Raw genomic sequence first — 17,112 nt, forward strand, 5'->3', positions numbered from 1 at the left:
GTGCCATAATGGGCGCTTGCCAAAAAGAGCCCCCACATGCGCTTTGTCATCATCGTCGCCTTCATCCTGATCATTGGCAGCCTGTCTTCCGCGCTGTTCTTCATGATGCGCGACCGTGGCCGCACGCCCAACATGATGCGCTCGCTGATGCTGCGCGTCGGCTTCTCGATCGCCCTGTTCCTGTTCATCCTGTTCTCGCACTGGATGGGCTGGATCCAGAGCACCGGCATCCACATGTCGCCCTGAGCCGCGGGGATACCAAACGAAAAGCGCCGCTGAGACTGACGTCACGCGGCGCTTTTCGTTTGTGGCTGGCGTTGCTCCCCTATCCCGCCGCGCGGCATAGGGGAGCAACCACCCGTTCCTACAACCAGTACACGACCACGTACAGGCCCAGCCAGACCACGTCCACGAAGTGCCAGTACCAGGCGGCGCCTTCGAACGCGAAGTGATGGTCCGGGGTGAAGTGGCCCTTGAGCACGCGGCCCAGCACCACCGCCAGCATGATCGCGCCCATCGTCACGTGGAAGCCGTGGAAGCCCGTCAGCAGGAAGAACGTCGAACCATAGACACCCGACGTGAGCTTCAGGTTCAGCTCATGGTACGCGTGCATGTATTCGTAGACCTGCAGGCACATGAAGATCGCGCCCAGCAGGATGGTCAGCACCAGGCCCTGGATCAGCTGGTTGCGCTTGCCGGCCAGCAGCGCGTGGTGCGCCCAGGTCAGCGTCACGCCCGAAGTCAGCAGCAGCGCCGTGTTGATCGTGGGGATCGGCCACGGACCCATGGTCTGGAAGCTCTCCACGGTGCCCGCCGGGCCCGTGTTCGGCCACACGGCCGAGAAGTCCGGCCAGATGATCTTGTTGTTCAGGTCGCCCAGCCACGGCATGGCGATGGTGCGTGCGTAGAACAGCGCGCCAAAGAATGCCGCGAAGAACATCACCTCCGAGAAGATGAACCAGCCCATCGACCAGCGGAACGACGTGTCGATGTTCTTGCCGTACAACCCGCCCTCGGATTCGCCGATGGCATCGCCGAACCAGCTCTTGAGCACGAACAGGAACCACACCAGGCCGAAGCCGCACAGGTACGGCGCCCACGGCTGCCCGTTGACCCAACCGGCGGCTCCCGCGCCGGTCATCAGCAGGCCGAACGCCGCCGTGATCGGATGGCGCGACGGGCCCGGCACGAAGTAGTACGGGGCGTTTGCGCGATTCGCACTCATTCTTCTATCTCCAGCTCAAAGTCTCGATTCATGTTATCCGCCCGTCCGGCCCCGACATCTGGCCGGCGGCGTGCTCGCTTTGTATCTGCTGCCCTGCTATGCCTGGCTGACCACGACGCGCACGATGACGATCAACACCGCCACGAACACTGCCGCCGCAATCAGCCCGGCGATGATCACATGCACCGGGTTCAGGCGCGCCATGTCGGATTCGTGCTCCGACCCCTTGCGCAGCCCGATGAACGACCACAACACCGCGCGCACCGTCTGCACGAATGACGCCTTGCGATGCACCGGATCGTCCGTCGCCATGCCCAGCCTCCTCAGCTGCCCTTCTGCGTTGCCGTCACCCCGGCTTCCGGAGCCTGTGCCACCGGCGCGCCGATCTCGAAGAACGTGTACGACAGCGTGATGTTCTTCACATCCTTCGGCAGCTTCGGATCGATCACGAAGACCACCGGCATCTCGCGCGCCTCGTTCGCCTTGAGCGTCTGCTGCTTGAAGCAGAAGCACTCCACCTTCTTGAAATACTCCGTGGCCTGCTTGGGCGCGTAGCTCGGGATCGCCTGCGCCGAGATATCGCGCGACTGGCCGTTGGCCACTTCGTAGACGATCGTCGTCAGCTCGCCCGGGTGCACTTCCATCGAATGCTTGACCGGCCGGAATGCAAACGGGCCGCGCGTATTCGAATCGAACTCCACGGTAATCGTGCGGGACGTGTCGACCTGCGTGTTCTTGACCGCCGCGCCGGCGCCATACAGGTCGCGCGTGGTCACCACGTTCAGGCCGGTGATGTCACAGATCGCCTTGTACAGCGGCACCAGCGCGTAGCCAAAACCGAACATCAGCGTCACCACCACCAGCAGCCGCATCATCATGCCGCGGTTGAAACGCTTTTCCAGGGCCTTGTCCTGCGCATCCACGCCTTGTCTCCTGCTGGTTCCGCCGATTTCCGCGACTTCCGCGAATTCCGCTAGCTCGTTTTCCTGCTTTGGTCAGCCGCCAAGAAACACCATCTTGGCAACAAACCCCAGGAAAAAGACCGCCACGATCGACAACAGGATCCATCCCAGGCGCCGGTTGGCGGCCTTCTGAGTGGCCTGGCGTTCCAGTTGCGACGGGCTTTTTGCTGAGGGCTGCATGTTTGGGATCTCGCTGGCCGGACGCCCTCGGGCATCCGGCCAATTCGTAAAATTACGACAACACTGCGCTTACTTCACAACCGGCGGTTCCTCGAAGGTGTGGAACGGAGCCGGCGACGGCACGGTCCACTCCAGGCCTTCGGCGCCATCCCACGGCTTGTCGCCGGCGGCCTGGCCGCCACGGTACGACGGCAGCACCACGGCGAAGAAGAAGTACACCTGCATCAGGCCGAAGCCCAGCGCACCCAGCGACGCCACGGCGTTGAAGTCCGTGAACTGGGTCGGGTAGTCGGCATAACGGCGCGGCATGCCGGCCAGGCCCAGGAAGTGCATCGGGAAGAAGGTCACGTTGAAGAAGATCAGCGAGCCCCAGAAATGGATCTTGCCGCGCATCTCGTCGTACATGAACCCGCTCCACTTCGGACCCCAGTAGTAGAAGCCCGCGAACAGTGCGAACAGCGAGCCCGCCACCAGCACGTAGTGGAAGTGCGCCACGATGAAGTACGTGTCCTGCAGCTGGATGTCGATCGGGGCCACAGCCGGCATCAGGCCCGTGAAGCCGCCGATCGTGAACACGAAGATAAAGCCGATCGCGAACAGCATCGGGGTCTCGAACGTCATCGAGCCGCGCCACATCGTGGCAATCCAGTTGAAGATCTTCACGGCCGTGGGCACCGCGATCAGCATCGTCGCGTACATGAAGAACAGCTGGCCCGTCACCGGCATGCCGGTCGTGAACATGTGGTGCGCCCACACGATGAACGACAGGATGGCGATCGAGGCCGTGGCGTACACCATCGAGCTGTAGCCGAACAGGCGCTTGCGCGCGAAGGCCGGCACCACGTGCGAGACGATGCCGAACGCGGGCAGGATCATGATGTACACCTCGGGGTGCCCGAAGAACCAGAAGATGTGCTGGTACATCACCGGGTCACCGCCGCCGGCGGCCGAGAAGAAGCTCGTGCCGAAGTGGCGGTCGGTCAGCACCATCGTGATGGCGCCAGCCAGCACCGGCATCACGGCGATCAGCAGGTAGGCGGTGATCAGCCACGTCCAGCAGAACATCGGCATCTTCATCAGCGTCATGCCGGGGGCGCGCATGTTGAGGATGGTCACGATGATGTTGATCGAGCCCATGATCGACGACGCGCCCATGATGTGCATGGCGAAGATCGCCATGTCCATGCCCGGGCCCATCTGCACCGACAGCGGCGCGTAGAGCGTCCAGCCGGCGGCGGTGGCGCCGCCCGGTGCAAAGAACGAGCCCACCAGCAGCAGCGCGGCCGGCGGCATCAGCCAGAAGCTGAAGTTGTTCATGCGCGCGAACGCCATGTCCGACGCGCCGATCTGCAGCGGGATCATCCAGTTCGCGAAGCCCACGAACGCGGGCATGATCGCGCCGAACACCATGATCAGGCCGTGCATCGTGGTGAACTGGTTGAACAGTTCGGGGCGGAAGAACTGCAGGCCCGGCTCGAACAGCTCCAGGCGGATCAGCAGTGCCAGCACGCCGCCCGACAGCAGCATCGTGAACGAGAACAGCAGGTACAGCGTGCCGATGTCCTTGTGGTTGGTCGCGAACAGCCAGCGGCGCCAGCCATGCGGATGATCGTGCGCGTGATCGTCATGGCCGTGACCATGGTCGTGATCGTGCGCGTGGTCGTGCGGATGGCCCAGTGTCTCCGGGGTAGCGGTACTCATCGCAATGACTCCATCAATTCCTGAATGCGGGGCTGCCGCGGGTCAGCCTGCGACGCGGTTGCCCGCGAGGCTGGCCTGCTTGTCGTTGGTCGGCGTGGCGGCCTTCTTGGGGGCCGCGTCGCCGGCTGCGGCTTGTGCACCGCCGCCTTCCGGGAACTTGCCAGCACGGGCTTGCGCGAAGTCCGCCGGCTGGATCACTTCACCGGTCTTGTTGCTCCAGCTGTTGCGCGTGTACGTCATGACCGCGGCCAGCTCGGTGTCCGAGAGCTGCTTCCACGACGGCATGCCGCCCTTGCCTTCCAGCAGGATGTGCATCTGGCCGGCCTTCGGGCCGTTCACGATCTTCGAGCCGTCCAGCGCCGGGAACGCGCCCGCGCCCTTGCCGGTTGGCTGGTGGCAGACCGCGCAGTTCGACGCGTAGACCTTCTCGCCACGGACCTTGATCTCGTCCAGCGTCCAGGTCTTGTTGGGATCGTCGGCCGCCGCCGCCATCAGCTTCTTCTTGTCGTCGACCCACTTGGCGTATTCGCCATCGGACACCACGCGCACCACGATCGGCATGAACGCGTGTTCCTTGCCGCACAGTTCCGCGCACTGGCCACGGTAGATGCCGGTCTTCTCGGCGCGGAACCACGTGTCGCGCACGAAGCCCGGGATCGCATCCTGCTTGACGCCGAACGCCGGGATCATCCAGGCGTGGATCACGTCATTGGCGGTCGTGACGATACGGATCTTCTTGTTGACGGGCACCACCAGCTCGTTGTCCACCTCCATCAGGTAGGTGTTCGACTTTTCCTGCTGGTTGTTGATCTGCTCGCGCGGCGTGGTCAGCGTGGACACGAACGAGATGCCCTCGCCCTGGCCCTTGAGGTAGTCGTACCCCCACTTCCACTGGTAGCCGGTGGCCTTGATCGTGATGTCGGAGTTCGTGGTGTCCTTCATCGCCACCACGGTCTTGGTCGCCGGCAGCGCCATGGCGATCACGATCAGGAACGGCACGATGGTCCAGACCACTTCCACGGTGATGCTCTCGTGGAACGAGGCCGACTTCGCGCCCTTGCTCTTCCGGTGCTTGAAGATGGAATAGAACATCACGCCGAACACGGCGATGAAGATCACCGTGCAGATGATCAGCATCATCCAGTTCAGCCAGTGAATCTGTTCGGCGATTTTTGTAACGGGTTCGGCCAGGTTCAGCTGTCGGACGGCGGGGCCACCCGGCATGTCACTGACCGCGGAGGCCGCCTGGCTGACAAGCAGGGACGTGCCTGCAAGACATGCTGCGGATGCCTTCTTCCACATTTTCATTGTTTATCTACCCAATTTACAGATTCAAATCTGTCCCCGCCCTGCCCCGCACCCCGTCCGGTCTGGACGTCATGCAGGGCCGCCGCGAGTTCCTGCGCGAACTTGCGCCGCCGGTGCGGGTCCAGATACGACCCCACCCGCACGGTGCGCTTGCCCGACCGCAGAATCACGAGCGCCCGGAACGATTCACCCAGTTCAATCCGCACCCACTGTGGATTGAATACTTCCCGCGTGACCCGACTGGCGCTGGCTGTCTCCACGACCAGCATGCCGTCGGTCACACTCACGCGTTCATGATCCGTCGCATGGCGCGCATACGCCAGCAGGGCAATCCCCAGCCCGGTCAGTTCCAGGCCAGCAAACGGCAGCACGAGCCAGGCCCCATGCCACACGGTCAGAAACGCCGCGATGGCAATGGAAAAACATGCGATGGAGAAGTAGAACCAGCCGACCTGGCGCGGAGAGAGAGAACAATTCCGCTTCATCAGCCAGTCGTTGACCGGCAAGGGGGTGCGTCCGTCGAGATTTCCGCCGGAGTCACCTACTGCCGTCTGGAATGCGATACCCAAGTCTTGCATCGCCAACCACTCTGCATCGGATGCACGCCCGGGACGAAATCCGTCCCCAGGAGCGCACGTGCGGAGTGCCTTCCAGGAACGTTCTTGTGCCAGGGGACCACTGCGACAAACCGGCCCATTATATGGCGCTTCGCATACCTGAACAACATAGGATTTGACCGAAGTGCTTGCCATCGGCACAAATTTGTGCATGAGCTTTTTAGCCCCGATAGGCAACACAAACGATCAGCCCCGATTGTCGGGCAACCGTACTGCTGGCGCGCTTCAGCGGCGCGTTTGCGCGCGGCCGATCTTGTCGATGGGGATGATCGCGCGGCCCTGATCGTCAGTTGCCTGTTTGCCACGCGCCGGGATTTTCCATGCATGGCCGTAGACAATCTCGAACGTCAACGGGATTACGCCATCCTGGTTGCGCATGCGATGCAGGGCGGCAATCACGGCGCGATGCCATTTGCGGCCACGCAGCCCCACCGGGCCCGGACGGCGCATGCCGCCGAAGGCGCGCACCTCGTCCAGCAGCTTCTCGGGCGATTCGTAGGTGACGGTCAACGTCTCCATGTCCATCACGGGCGTGGACCAGCCGCTATGCACGAGCATGTCGCCAATGTCGTGCATGTCGACAAAGCGCAGCGTGTGCGCGTCCAGGTCCACCTCGGCGAACGCGGCGCGCAGTTCCTTCAGCGTATCGGGGCCGAACAACGAGAACATGACAAGCCCGTCGTCGGCCGTGACCCGATGCCATTCCGGAAATACGTGGTGCGGCTCGGGATGCCAGTGCAGCGCCAGGTTCGACCACAGCAGGTCAAAGCTGGCGGCGCCAAAGGGCAGTGTGGCAAGATCGCCCTGCACCAGGTCGAACATCGGGCGCTTGCCCAGCAGGCGGCCGACCCAGCCGGGCCGGCGCTGCGGATCGCGCTCGCCGGCCTGCTGCAGCATCGCGCCGGAGATATCGATCCCGGCAATCTGCGCATCGGGAAACCGGGCGCGCAAACCCGCCAGCCCCTGACCATGGCCGCAGCCGATATCGAGCGCGCGGCCAGGCGACAGCTTGACCACTTCCATCCGCTCCTGCATGCGCTGGCCTATCTCGCCAAGCAGGAAATCGAGCTGGCCGAAGCGCGGGCTACGGCGGTCGAAGGCAAGCCGGGTCAGCCGCGCGGGCGGCAACCAGGCATCTGGGGAGTCGGAGGCATGCAGGGACACGGACAGACGGGGCAGCAAGGGTCGGATCGGCAGATGCGGCAAAGTGTCGCACCATCGGAGACCGCACGGGGCGGGCCGCCGGAAGTATACGCGCCGGGGGCCATGCGTGCCGGAAGGGGCTTTGCCCGGCAGGCCGCGCGTCTGTGGCACGCGGCGCTGCCATCGGGCTGCCTGGTCTGCGCGGCGGTACAGCGCGATGTGGTGTGCGCAGACTGCGCCGGCACGCTGATGCGGCCTGTAGCGCGCTGCCCACGGTGCGCCACGCCGGGCAGCCGCGGGTACTGCGGGCGGTGTGCCAATGTCGATCCCGTTGAGGATCCGGCCGGCGATCCGCTAGATGCCACGCTGACGCTCGGCGACTATGCCGCCCCCTTCGACAAGCTGGTGCTGCGGCTCAAGTTCGGCGCCCGGCTGCCCGCTGCCGGATGGATTGCCGCGCGCCTGGCACTTGTGTCGCGCGCCTGCCACACACAGGGCAATCTTCCTGACCTGCTGGTGCCGATTCCACTTTCACCGGCCCGCCTGGCAGAACGTGGTTTCAACCAGGCGTGGGAAATCGCGCGGCCGCTGGCGCGTCACCTGGGCGTGCGTGCATCGGCCACGTTGTTGTCGCGCCACCGCGACACCGCCAGCCAGCGCACCCTGGACCTGCCCGCGCGGCTAGCCAATCAGCGCCAGGCGTTTGTCATCCGCGACGCAGCGGCGCCACGCGAGCTACAGGGGCTGCACGTCGGCCTGATCGACGATGTAATGACCACCGGCGCCACGCTGCGCGAGGCGGCCCGCGTGCTGAAAGCGCACGGGGCCGCTCGCGTCACCGCGCTGGTGGCCCTGCGCACTCCGTGACACGATGGAGCGCTCGCGGTAAGCTGCGCTCCGTTTTTTGGCTGCCATCCCATGTTCAACGTCGTCCTTGTCGAACCCGAAATTCCGCCGAACACCGGCAATGTGATCCGCCTGTGCGCCAATACGGGCGCGCAGCTGCATCTGGTCAAACCGCTGGGATTTCCGCTGGAAGACGCGCGCATGCGCCGCGCGGGGCTGGACTACCACGAGTACGCGACGATGCGCGTACACGAAAGCTGGGACGCGCTGATGGCGGCTGAACAGCCCGACCCGGCACGCATGTTCGCGCTGACCACGCACGGCTCCACACCGTTCGGCCAGGTCAGTTTCCAGCCGGGCGACTGGTTCGTGTTCGGATCGGAAACGCGCGGCCTGGCGCCCGAGCGGCGCGAATGGTTTCCGGCCGCGCAGCGCATCCGCCTGCCCATGCGCCCCAACAACCGCAGCCTCAACCTGTCGAATACGGTGGCCGTGGTGGTGTTCGAGGCCTGGCGCCAGAACGGTTTCGCAGGCGGCGCCTGAGCCGTTGTCACCATCCGGGCGCTTCCCCCGTCCGGGCCTGTCCCGCCGCCCTGCCCGCCCTCAATCCTCGGGCTGCACGTTGGCGGCGCGGATCACCTTGTCCCAGCGCGCCTTCTCGCTGACCATCGTCTGCCGCAGCGATGCCGGCGCCGTACCGGCCGGGACGAAATACTGCGCGCGCATCTTGTCGCGCACGTCGGCGCTGCCGATGATCGTGACCAGTTCGCGATAGAGCCGGTCCACCACTGGCGCGGGCGTGCCTGCCGGCGCCAGGATCGCCTGCCACGAAATCGCCTCGAAGCCGGGAAAGCCGGATTCCGCCACCGTCGGCACCGACGGCAGCACGCCGGTACGCCCCGACGACGTCACCGCCAGCAGCCGCAGCTTGCCGGCCGTTACCAAGGGCATGGCAATCGCCGGCACCATGAACCCCGCCTGCACCTGTCCGCCGACGATCGCCGTCGTGATCTGCGGAAAGCCTGCATAGGGCACGTGCTGCAGATCGATGCCGGCCATGGCCTTGAGCTGCTCCATCGCCAGGTGTGCCGCACTGCCGTTACCCACCGATCCATAGTTCAGCACGCCCGGCTTCGACTTCGCCAGCGCCACGAATTCGCGCAGGCTATGCACCGGCAGGCGGGCATCGATGACCAGCACGTTCGGCGACGTAGCCACCAGCGTCACCGGCGCCAGCTGCTTCATCGGGTCATAGTTCAGATGGCGATACAGCGATGGCGCCGTCACCAGCGGGCCGTTGATCGTGAACAGCAGCGTGTAGCCATCGGGCGCCGCCTTGGCGACCAGCCCCGTGCCGATGTTGCCGCCCGCACCAGGCCGGTTTTCGACCACCACGGGCTGGCCCAGCACCGCAGCCAGTTTTTCGGTAACGATGCGGGCGATCAGGTCCGGCGACGAACCGGCCGGAAACGGCACGATCATGCGGATCGGCTTCGACGGCCAGGCGTCGGCCATCGCGATACGGGGCAGCGCCCCAGCGGCTGCGCAGGCAGCCAGCGCCCCGAGGGCGCGGCGTCGGGAGACCATGGTGCTTGTTCGGGTGCGAGTTCGGGTGCGTGTTGTTGTGCTTACTCGTCGCGGGCGTCGCGCTGCAGCAGCCGCTCCACCGCATCGGCCGCCGGCAAGCCCTCGAACAGCACCGCGCACACCGCGCGCGTGATCGGCATTTCCACGCCCTTGCGCGCGGCCAGGTCGGCCACCGCCTGCGCGCAGCGCACGCCTTCGGCCACATGACCCAGGTCATGCAGGATCTGCTCCAGCGTCTTGCCGCTGGCCAGTTGCTGGCCTACCTTGCGATTGCGCGACAGGTCGCCCGTGGCGGTCAGGATCAGGTCGCCCATGCCCGCCAGGCCCATGAAGGTTTCCATGCGGCCGCCCAGCGCCAACCCCAGGCGCGTCATTTCGGCCAGGCCGCGCGTCACCAGCGCGGCGCGCGCGTTGAGACCCAGTCCCAGGCCATCGCTGGCGCCCGTGGCGATCGCCAGCACGTTCTTGACCGCACCGCCGACCTCCACGCCGATCAGGTCGTCGCTGCCATAGATGCGCATCGCGTGATGATGGAATGCCGCCTGGGCCAGGTCGGTCAGCGCGTGCGTGGACCCGGCCACGGTCAGCGCGCACGGCAGGCCCTGTGCCACTTCCCTGGCGAAGCTCGGCCCGGTCAGCACACCATATTCGATCTCGCCCGGTGCCCCGCCCAGTGTATCGAGTTCCTCGCGCACCATCTGGTGCGGCAGCGCGTGGGTTCCGGCCTCGAAACCCTTGCACAGCCACAGCATGGCCAGCGGGCCGCGCCGCCGCGCCGCCAGCCTGCGCGTCATCTCGCGCAGGCCCGATACCGGCGTTGCCACCACCAGCAGGCCCTGTGCGTCGGCCAGCGCATGGTCGACGGCACGGTCGAAATCGGCCTCGCAGGCCAGCCGGGGCGACAGCGTCACGCCAGACAGATAGGTGGCGTTGGTACCGGTGGTGGCAATGGCGGCCAGCTGGTCCGCATCGCGTCCCCAGAGCACCACGTCGTGGCGGGTGTCGGCGGCAGCGTGGCTGGCCAGAGCGGTGCCCCATGCACCGGCGCCGAGGATGGTCAGTTTCATGGCAGATCGAGGATCGGGCCGCACGGTTGCGCGGTCATGCAGACAGTATGGACGTCACGGCAGGATGTCGCGGGGCTGCGAGCTGTCAGAAAACGCAAACGGGGCCGAAGCCCCGTTTTTCGTCTAATCCGGCCGCGGCGCGGATCAGTGGCGAGCCTGGCTGCCGTCCGGCAGCACGATGCCCGAGTCGCCGCCCTGGGCTTGCGCTTCTTCCATGGCAGCCTGCAGGCGTTGCTCGTACAGCGCCTGGAAGTTGATTTCCGACAGGTGGATGGCCTGGAAGCCGGCACGCGTGATCACGTCGGCAATGTTGCCGCGCAGGTACGGGTACAGGATGGTCGGGCAGGCAATGCCCAGCAGCGGGTCCAGCTGTTCGGCCGGCACGTTGCGGATGTCGAAGATACCGGCCTGGTGGGCTTCCACCAGGAACGCGACCTTGTCCTGCACCTTGGTCGTCACGGTGCCCGTCACCACCACTTCGAAAATGCCTTCCTGCAGCTGGGCCGCGCCCACGTTGACCTGCACTTCGACCGACGGGGCTTCCGATTCGAGGAAGATGGCCGGCGAGTTCGGCTGCTCGAGCGACATGTCCTTCAGGTACACGCGCTGGATGTTGAAGAAGGGCTGATCGTCCTGCTGGGTGGCTTGTTGCTGGTCGCTCATGAAAGGCTTCCGGATGGATCGGTTTGGGCGCGCTGCGCCATGCGCAGCCGGGTGCCGAAGCCCCGGCGGCTGTTTGGAAAGCGCATATGGTACATGACGCCGATGGCGAATTCACCGTACCGCGGCTTTATCAGAATTGTCGCCTGATCTGCTGCAGCGCAGCGAAACCCGGCGCACCAGGCGCCCGCAGGCAGCCTTCAGGCTGCCAGCAGCGGTACCAGGCCGCCCTGGCGATCCAGTGCCGAAAGGTCGTCGAAGCCGCCCACATGGGTCTCGTCGATATAGATCTGCGGCACGGTACGACGGCCCGTACGGGTCATCATTTCCTCACGCCGGCCAGGCTCGCGGTCGATCAGGATCTTCTCGATCGTTTCCACGCCACGCTGCTTGAGCAGGCGCTCGGCCATCTGGCAATAGGGGCACACTACCGTGCTGTACATGACGACGCGGGCCATGCGGAATCTCCTTGACTGAAAAAAACAGCGGCGCGGACCGCCCAGGGCAGTACCGCGCCGCGTGCTGCATGTTGAATGGGGCTGATTTACTTGATGACCGGCAGGCCGGCCTGCTGCCAGGCAGCCATGCCGCCTTCCAGCGCATACACCTCACTGTAACCGGCTTCCTTCAGTGCTGCTTGGGCCTTGCTCGAGCGCTGGCCGTTCTGGCACACCACGATGATGGGGATCGCCTTGTCCTTTGCAAGGCCGGCGGCGCGGTTGCCGATATCGGCAAGTGGCGCGCTCTTGGCCTGCGGCAGATGGCCCTTGGCAAATTCGGCGGCGTCGCGGATGTCCACCACCACGGCGTTGCGCTTGTTGATGAGCTGCGTGGCGGCAGCCGTATTGACGCGCTTGCCGCCCGTGCCGGCCTTGATTTGCGGCCAGGCCAGCAGGCCGCCCGAGACCACGGCGATCGCGATCAGGGCCAGGTTGTTGTAATCGGCGAAGAAATTCACGTTGGCATTCCGTTGGGTTGGGTCGGCGGCATTATAAAATACGCGGTTTCGCGCCAGCGCCGATTATTTCGGGTGGCGCCTGCCACGCCCGGGCGTGACGCGGGCGCCGCGCGCCGCAGGTTACTCACTACCCTGGAAGCTGCAATGTACAAGCTCGTCCTCATCCGCCACGGCGAATCCACGTGGAATCTCGAAAACCGCTTCACCGGCTGGGTTGACGTCGACCTGACCGATACCGGCGTGGCCCAGGCCAGGCAAGGCGGCCAACTGCTGAAGGAAGCCGGCTTCACGTTCGATGTGGCCTACACGTCGGTGCTCAAGCGCGCCATCCGCACCCTCTGGCACGTCCAGGACGAAATGGACCTGATGTGGATTCCGGTGCGCAACGAATGGCGCCTGAACGAGCGCCACTACGGCGCCCTGGCCGGCCTGAACAAGGCGGAGACGGCCAGGAAGTACGGCGACGACCAGGTGCTGGTGTGGCGCCGCAGCTACGACACCCCGCCGCCCGCGCTGGAGCCGACCGACGAACGCGCCTCGTTCAACGACCCGCGCTACGCCAATGTGCCGCGCGAGCAGGTGCCGCTGACCGAATGCCTGAAGGACACGGTGGCCCGCGTCATGCCGCTGTGGAACGAATCCATCGCTCCCGACATCAAATCCGGCAAGCGCGTGGTGATTGCCGCCCACGGCAACAGCATCCGCGCGCTCGTGAAGTATCTGGATCAGATCTCGGATGACGATATCGTCGGCCTCAACATCCCCAACGGCACCCCGCTTGTCTACGAGCTGGACGCCGACCTGCGCCCCCTGCGCCACTATTACCTGGGCGACCAGGAAGCGATCGCCGCTTCGCTGGCCGCCGTGGCCAACCAGGGCAAGTCCCGCTGACCGCCGCCGGTGCGCCCACGCGCCGGCCCGGGCGGCATCCGGGTAGGCGCGCCCAGGGCTTGTGTGGCCGCCCCCACCATGGTGTGGGGGCCCGCAGGTCTTTTTCTGCGCACCCTCTTATACTGTCGGTCAATCTGCGCCGGATGTAACCCATCCGGCCAGGAATTTCCCTTTCGCATCATCCACAAAAGTTCAGGCTGCCCTCATGCGTAAGACGCTCAAGAACATTAGCCTCGTCTCAGTCGGCGTCGTCGCCGGCGTGCTGGCCACGCTGCAAATCTCGGCCACCGCGCAGAACAGCTCGGGACCGCTGCCGCTCGACCAGTTGCGGCTGATGTCCGACATCTTCGGGCAGATCAAGCGCGAGTACGTGGAGCCGGTCGACGACAAGAAGCTGCTGACCGAAGCCATCAAGGGCATGGTCGCCAGCCTCGACCCGCACTCGGCCTATCTGGACGAGAAGGACTTCAAGGAACTGCAGGAAGGCACCCGCGGCCGCTTTGCCGGCCTGGGCATCGAGATTTCGCAGGAAGAAGGCCTGGTCAAGGTCATCAACCCCATCGAGGACACCCCCGCCTTCCGCGCCGGTATCCAGCCGGGCGACCTGATCACCCGCATCGACGACAAGCCCGTGCGCGGCCTGCCGCTGGAACAGGCGGTCAAGCGCATGCGCGGCGAGCCGGGCACCAAGGTCACGCTGACCATCTACCGCAAGAGCGAGGAACGCACGTTCCCGGTCTCGATCACGCGCGCCGAGATCCGCGTGCAGTCGGTCAAGACCAAGATGCTCGACAACAACACCATTGGCTGGGTGCGCCTGACGAGCTTCCAGGAACGCACCGTGGCCGACCTGGGCCGCCGCCTGAAGGACATGGCGGACAAGAACCCGAACCTGAAGGGCATCATCCTGGACCTGCGCAACAACGGCGGCGGCGTGCTGCAGGGCGCAGTGGGCGTGGCGGCAGCGTTCCTGCCGGACGACGCCACCGTGGTGTCGACCAACGGCCAGGTGCCGGACGCCAAGCGCGTCTACAAGGCCACGTTCAACAACTACCGCCTGTCGTCGGTCGAGGACGATCCGCTCAAGGACCTGCCCGCGCAGTTCAAGAAGCTGCCGATGATCGTGCTGACCAACGCCTACTCGGCATCGGCCTCGGAAATCGTGGCCGGCGCGCTGCAGGATCACAAGCGCGCGCTGATCATGGGCAAGACCACGTTCGGCAAGGGTTCGGTGCAGACCGTGCGTCCGCTGACCAACGACACCGGCATCAAGCTGACGATTGCGTACTACTACACGCCGTCGGGCAAGTCGATCCAGGCCAAGGGCATCCGCCCGGACATCCCGGTCGACCAGAACCCGGAAGGCGATCCGGATGACGCACTGATCACTCGCGAGATCGACACCGAGCGCCACCTGCACAACAAGCAGGAGTCGGAAGAGCCGGAAATGAACGAGCGCGAACAGCGCCGCGTTGAGGAACTTCGCCGTCTGGAAGAGGAAAACGCGAAGAAGACGCCAGAAGAGCGCGAGAAGGATCGCAAGAAGAAGCCTGTGGAATTCGGTTCGGCCGAAGATTTCATGCTGCAGCAGGCCATCGCCCAGCTCGACGGCAAGCCGGTGCAGAAGTCGAAGTCGCGACTGGAAGCCACTGGTACGGCCGGCAAGCCCGACACCAAGGAAGAAAAGACCGGCAAGGCCCCGGCCAAGCCTGCCGCCAAGCCGGCTCCGGCACCGGCCAAGCCTGCGCCAGCCAGCCAGCCGCCCGCGAGCGCGCCGATCGGCCAGCCGCTGGGCACGCCGACCGGTCAGAAGTAACGGATCCGCGCCGCCGCCCCTGGCGTGCGGCGCTATCCCCGAAATCCTGCGGCCCGCGGCATGCCACCGTCGGGCCGTTTTCATTTGTCGCCGAACCATGAATGACGATCAGCTGCTGCGCTATTCGCGCCATATCCTGCTGGATGAACTCGGCATCGAGGGCCAGGAACGCCTGCTGGCCGGGCATGCGCTGGTGATCGGTGCCGGCGGGCTCGGCGCGGCCGCACTGCCCTACCTGGCATCGGCGGGCGTGGGGCGCATCACCATCGTCGACGACGACGATGTCGACCTGACCAACCTGCAGCGCCAGATCCTTCACACCACCGCCAACGTGGGCCGCCCCAAGGTGGAGTCGGCTCGGGAAGGGCTGCTGCGCATCAACCCCGATGTCGATATCCGGCTGGTGGCGCAGCGCGTGGGCGATGCCGAACTCGATGCACTGGCGGCGCAGGCCGATGTCGTGCTCGATTGCTGCGACAACTTCGGCACGCGCCAGGCCGTCAACAGGGCCTGCCTGAAACATCGCCGGCCACTGGTCTCGGGCGCCGCGCTGCGCTTCGACGGCCAGGTCAGCGTGTACGACCTGCGCAACCCCGAAGCCCCGTGCTACGGCTGCCTGTTCCCGCCGTCGGAGCCTGCCCCGGAAGCGGCCTGCGCCACGATGGGCGTGTTCGCACCGCTGGTTGGCATGGTCGGCACGGTGCAGGCCGCCGAGGCGCTGAAGCTGCTGACCGGCGTGGGCGAGACCCTGGCCGGCCGGCTGCTGATGGTCAATGCGATGACGATGGAATGGACTACGATGCGCCTGGCGCGCACGCCCGGCTGCGAGGTCTGTGGGCAGTCACATTGACAGCGACTGCATGGAACCAAAAGGCGGGGATCAGGCAGAAAAGAAGGTTGAAACCAGCCTGAAATCGGCCTGAAACTGACCTGAAGGCAATCTGGAATTGCCCTGAAACCAGCCTGGGATAGCGCCCGGAAACCTGGCGACCCGCGGTGGAGCCCCCTCCCCGCCGGGTCGCCATTTTTTTGGCGCGATGTGACTGGATGGAGACAAGAATCCGAATGAGAAGGGTTACCAACCTGCCTCACACCGGGGCGTGGCGCCATCCTGCGCCACGCGCTTGCCCGGCCGCGCCTGCCAGTGGATCGGTCAGGCCGCGGCTGGGTCGGAAGCCAGCGCTTATTGCTCGCCCGGCTCCAGTTGCGACTGCAGGTAGTTCTGCAGGCCAACCTTGTCGATCAGGTCCAGTTGCGTCTCCAGGTACTCGATATGCTCTTCGGTGTCCGTGAGGATATCGACCAGGAGTTCGCGGCTGACGTAGTCGCCAACGGATTCGCAGTACGCAATGCCTTCCTTGACCGTCGCGTGCGCGGTCTGCTCCAGCTTCAGGTCGCACTTGAGCATTTCGGGCGTGTCTTCGCCGATCAGCAGCTTGTGCAGGTCCTGCAGGTTGGGCAGCCCGTCGAGCATCAGGATGCGGTCGATCAGGCGATCGGCGTGCTTCATTTCGCCGATCGATTCCTTGTACTCGACGTCACCGAGCTTCTTCAGGCCCCAGTGGCGGTACATGCGCGCGTGGAGGAAATACTGGTTGATCGCGGTCAGCTCGTTCCTGAGCTGGGCGTTCAGATGCTGGATGACCTTCTTGTCACCTTTCATTCGGGGCTCCTGTTACCGACAACAAACGGACCCGGCGAATGGACAAAGGCGAAGGAACGCAACGAGATACAACGGTCGGGAACGAAAAAACGCGCCGCGGACGAATCCGTGGGCGCGCTTTTCAATCCACGCGTTGTTCGGTGTGAACGCTTCCTGAATCAGGCAACCAGCGCGGTACGCTGGTCGTTCGCGACTGCCGGGTCACGAGCGTCCATTATGGCATGTGACGCAGCCGGCGAACAGGCTGAAATTTCGACGACCTGGATGGTCGAGATGGTGGAGGCCTTGATGGTCTGCACGGCGGCAACGCCTTCGCAAAGCACCTGCCTTGCACAGTCGCGGCAACGGCCGCAGCAGGTTCCCACGCCTAGCGTTTCGGCCAGCTCGTCGAGCGTGGACACGCCAAGATGAGCGGCACCATGGATCTCATGGTCGGTAACCTGATTGCAGATGCAGACGTACACAACTTGCCTCCTGGGGGCTGGCGG

At 65.1% G+C, this 17,112-nt stretch carries 21 protein-coding genes; 6 read left to right on the forward strand and 15 right to left on the reverse strand.

Translation table 11 applies throughout. The features are described 5' to 3' along the window. Window positions 1–36: 36 nt before the first annotated feature. A complete protein-coding gene (locus A9J21_RS23775; RefSeq protein WP_066739763.1) occupies window positions 37–246 on the forward strand; it encodes a twin transmembrane helix small protein in 210 nt (69 codons plus the stop codon). Between the two features lie 118 nt (window positions 247–364). Here A9J21_RS23775 and A9J21_RS23780 read toward each other — a convergent pair whose 3' ends face one another. The 8 genes from A9J21_RS23780 to A9J21_RS23810 form a co-directional block, all read right to left on the reverse strand. Next, a complete protein-coding gene (locus tag A9J21_RS23780) occupies window positions 365–1,225 on the reverse strand; it encodes a cytochrome c oxidase subunit 3 (RefSeq protein WP_066739766.1) in 861 nt (286 codons plus the stop codon). Between the two features lie 96 nt (window positions 1,226–1,321). After that, complete coding sequence (locus A9J21_RS23785) at window positions 1,322–1,537, reverse strand: DUF2970 domain-containing protein (RefSeq protein WP_066739769.1); 216 nt, start codon at window positions 1,535–1,537, stop codon at window positions 1,322–1,324. Window positions 1,538–1,548: 11 nt separating this feature from the next. Further along, entirely contained in the window at window positions 1,549–2,148 is a 600-nt protein-coding gene (locus A9J21_RS23790) for a cytochrome c oxidase assembly protein (RefSeq protein ID WP_066739774.1), read from the reverse strand. 72 nt (window positions 2,149–2,220) lie between these two features. Further along, complete coding sequence (locus A9J21_RS32060; protein ID WP_197497556.1) at window positions 2,221–2,367, reverse strand: cytochrome oxidase small assembly protein; 147 nt, start codon at window positions 2,365–2,367, stop codon at window positions 2,221–2,223. A 69-nt stretch (window positions 2,368–2,436) separates the two neighbouring features. Next, the gene (gene ctaD, locus A9J21_RS23795) at window positions 2,437–4,068 is read right to left on the reverse strand and encodes a cytochrome c oxidase subunit I (RefSeq protein WP_066739775.1); all 1,632 of its coding nucleotides are present in this window, start codon (window positions 4,066–4,068) and stop codon (window positions 2,437–2,439) included. A gap of 42 nt (window positions 4,069–4,110) precedes the next feature. Continuing rightward, window positions 4,111–5,376, reverse strand: a complete 1,266-nt coding sequence (gene coxB / locus A9J21_RS23800) for a cytochrome c oxidase subunit II (RefSeq protein WP_066739776.1) — start codon at window positions 5,374–5,376, stop codon at window positions 4,111–4,113. After that, entirely contained in the window at window positions 5,373–5,954 is a 582-nt protein-coding gene (locus A9J21_RS23805; protein WP_082926579.1) for a DUF2244 domain-containing protein, read from the reverse strand. Before A9J21_RS23805 ends, coxB begins: the two co-directional genes overlap by 4 nt. A gap of 264 nt (window positions 5,955–6,218) precedes the next feature. Further along, window positions 6,219–7,157: a methyltransferase domain-containing protein gene (locus A9J21_RS23810; protein ID WP_156546108.1), complete on the reverse strand. Its 939-nt coding sequence runs from the start codon at window positions 7,155–7,157 to the stop codon at window positions 6,219–6,221. Window positions 7,158–7,259: 102 nt separating this feature from the next. On the opposite strand from A9J21_RS23810, the gene A9J21_RS23815 reads away from it, so the two are divergent. Further along, the gene (locus tag A9J21_RS23815; RefSeq protein ID WP_066739778.1) at window positions 7,260–8,003 is read left to right on the forward strand and encodes a ComF family protein; all 744 of its coding nucleotides are present in this window, start codon (window positions 7,260–7,262) and stop codon (window positions 8,001–8,003) included. 51 nt (window positions 8,004–8,054) lie between these two features. After that, a complete protein-coding gene (gene trmL / locus A9J21_RS23820) occupies window positions 8,055–8,525 on the forward strand; it encodes a tRNA (uridine(34)/cytosine(34)/5-carboxymethylaminomethyluridine(34)-2'-O)-methyltransferase TrmL (RefSeq protein ID WP_066739782.1) in 471 nt (156 codons plus the stop codon). Between the two features lie 60 nt (window positions 8,526–8,585). Here trmL and A9J21_RS23825 read toward each other — a convergent pair whose 3' ends face one another. The 5 genes from A9J21_RS23825 to A9J21_RS23845 form a co-directional block, all read right to left on the reverse strand. After that, window positions 8,586–9,569 carry a tripartite tricarboxylate transporter substrate binding protein gene (locus tag A9J21_RS23825; RefSeq protein WP_066739785.1) on the reverse strand — a complete coding sequence of 328 codons (984 nt, stop codon included), beginning with the start codon at window positions 9,567–9,569 and terminating at the stop codon, window positions 8,586–8,588. Window positions 9,570–9,610: 41 nt separating this feature from the next. Then, window positions 9,611–10,636: an NAD(P)H-dependent glycerol-3-phosphate dehydrogenase gene (locus A9J21_RS23830; protein WP_066739787.1), complete on the reverse strand. Its 1,026-nt coding sequence runs from the start codon at window positions 10,634–10,636 to the stop codon at window positions 9,611–9,613. Between the two features lie 144 nt (window positions 10,637–10,780). Further along, entirely contained in the window at window positions 10,781–11,299 is a 519-nt protein-coding gene (secB, locus tag A9J21_RS23835; RefSeq protein WP_066739790.1) for a protein-export chaperone SecB, read from the reverse strand. A gap of 197 nt (window positions 11,300–11,496) precedes the next feature. Beyond that, window positions 11,497–11,754, reverse strand: a complete 258-nt coding sequence (gene grxC / locus A9J21_RS23840) for a glutaredoxin 3 (RefSeq protein WP_066739793.1) — start codon at window positions 11,752–11,754, stop codon at window positions 11,497–11,499. Window positions 11,755–11,840: 86 nt separating this feature from the next. Next, window positions 11,841–12,254, reverse strand: coding sequence for a rhodanese-like domain-containing protein (locus A9J21_RS23845; protein ID WP_066739795.1), 414 nt, complete (start codon window positions 12,252–12,254; stop codon window positions 11,841–11,843). Window positions 12,255–12,398: 144 nt separating this feature from the next. On the opposite strand from A9J21_RS23845, the gene gpmA reads away from it, so the two are divergent. From gpmA to A9J21_RS23860, 3 genes are all read left to right on the forward strand, one after another. After that, a complete protein-coding gene (gene gpmA, locus A9J21_RS23850; protein ID WP_066739801.1) occupies window positions 12,399–13,145 on the forward strand; it encodes a 2,3-diphosphoglycerate-dependent phosphoglycerate mutase in 747 nt (248 codons plus the stop codon). A gap of 205 nt (window positions 13,146–13,350) precedes the next feature. After that, window positions 13,351–14,961 carry a S41 family peptidase gene (locus A9J21_RS23855; protein WP_066739804.1) on the forward strand — a complete coding sequence of 537 codons (1,611 nt, stop codon included), beginning with the start codon at window positions 13,351–13,353 and terminating at the stop codon, window positions 14,959–14,961. A 97-nt stretch (window positions 14,962–15,058) separates the two neighbouring features. Next, window positions 15,059–15,811: a molybdopterin-synthase adenylyltransferase MoeB gene (locus tag A9J21_RS23860; RefSeq protein ID WP_066739806.1), complete on the forward strand. Its 753-nt coding sequence runs from the start codon at window positions 15,059–15,061 to the stop codon at window positions 15,809–15,811. A gap of 333 nt (window positions 15,812–16,144) precedes the next feature. On the opposite strand, the gene bfr is transcribed toward A9J21_RS23860, so the two are convergent. Continuing rightward, window positions 16,145–16,624: a bacterioferritin gene (gene bfr / locus A9J21_RS23865; RefSeq protein WP_066739810.1), complete on the reverse strand. Its 480-nt coding sequence runs from the start codon at window positions 16,622–16,624 to the stop codon at window positions 16,145–16,147. Between the two features lie 158 nt (window positions 16,625–16,782). Then, window positions 16,783–17,088 (reverse strand): bacterioferritin-associated ferredoxin, encoded by a 306-nt coding sequence (locus A9J21_RS23870; protein WP_066739910.1) that lies wholly within the window; start codon window positions 17,086–17,088, stop codon window positions 16,783–16,785. Window positions 17,089–17,112: the final 24 nt, after the last annotated feature.

The sequence above is a fragment of the Cupriavidus sp. D384 genome, assembly GCF_001652915.1.
GTDB lineage: Bacteria > Pseudomonadota > Gammaproteobacteria > Burkholderiales > Burkholderiaceae > Cupriavidus.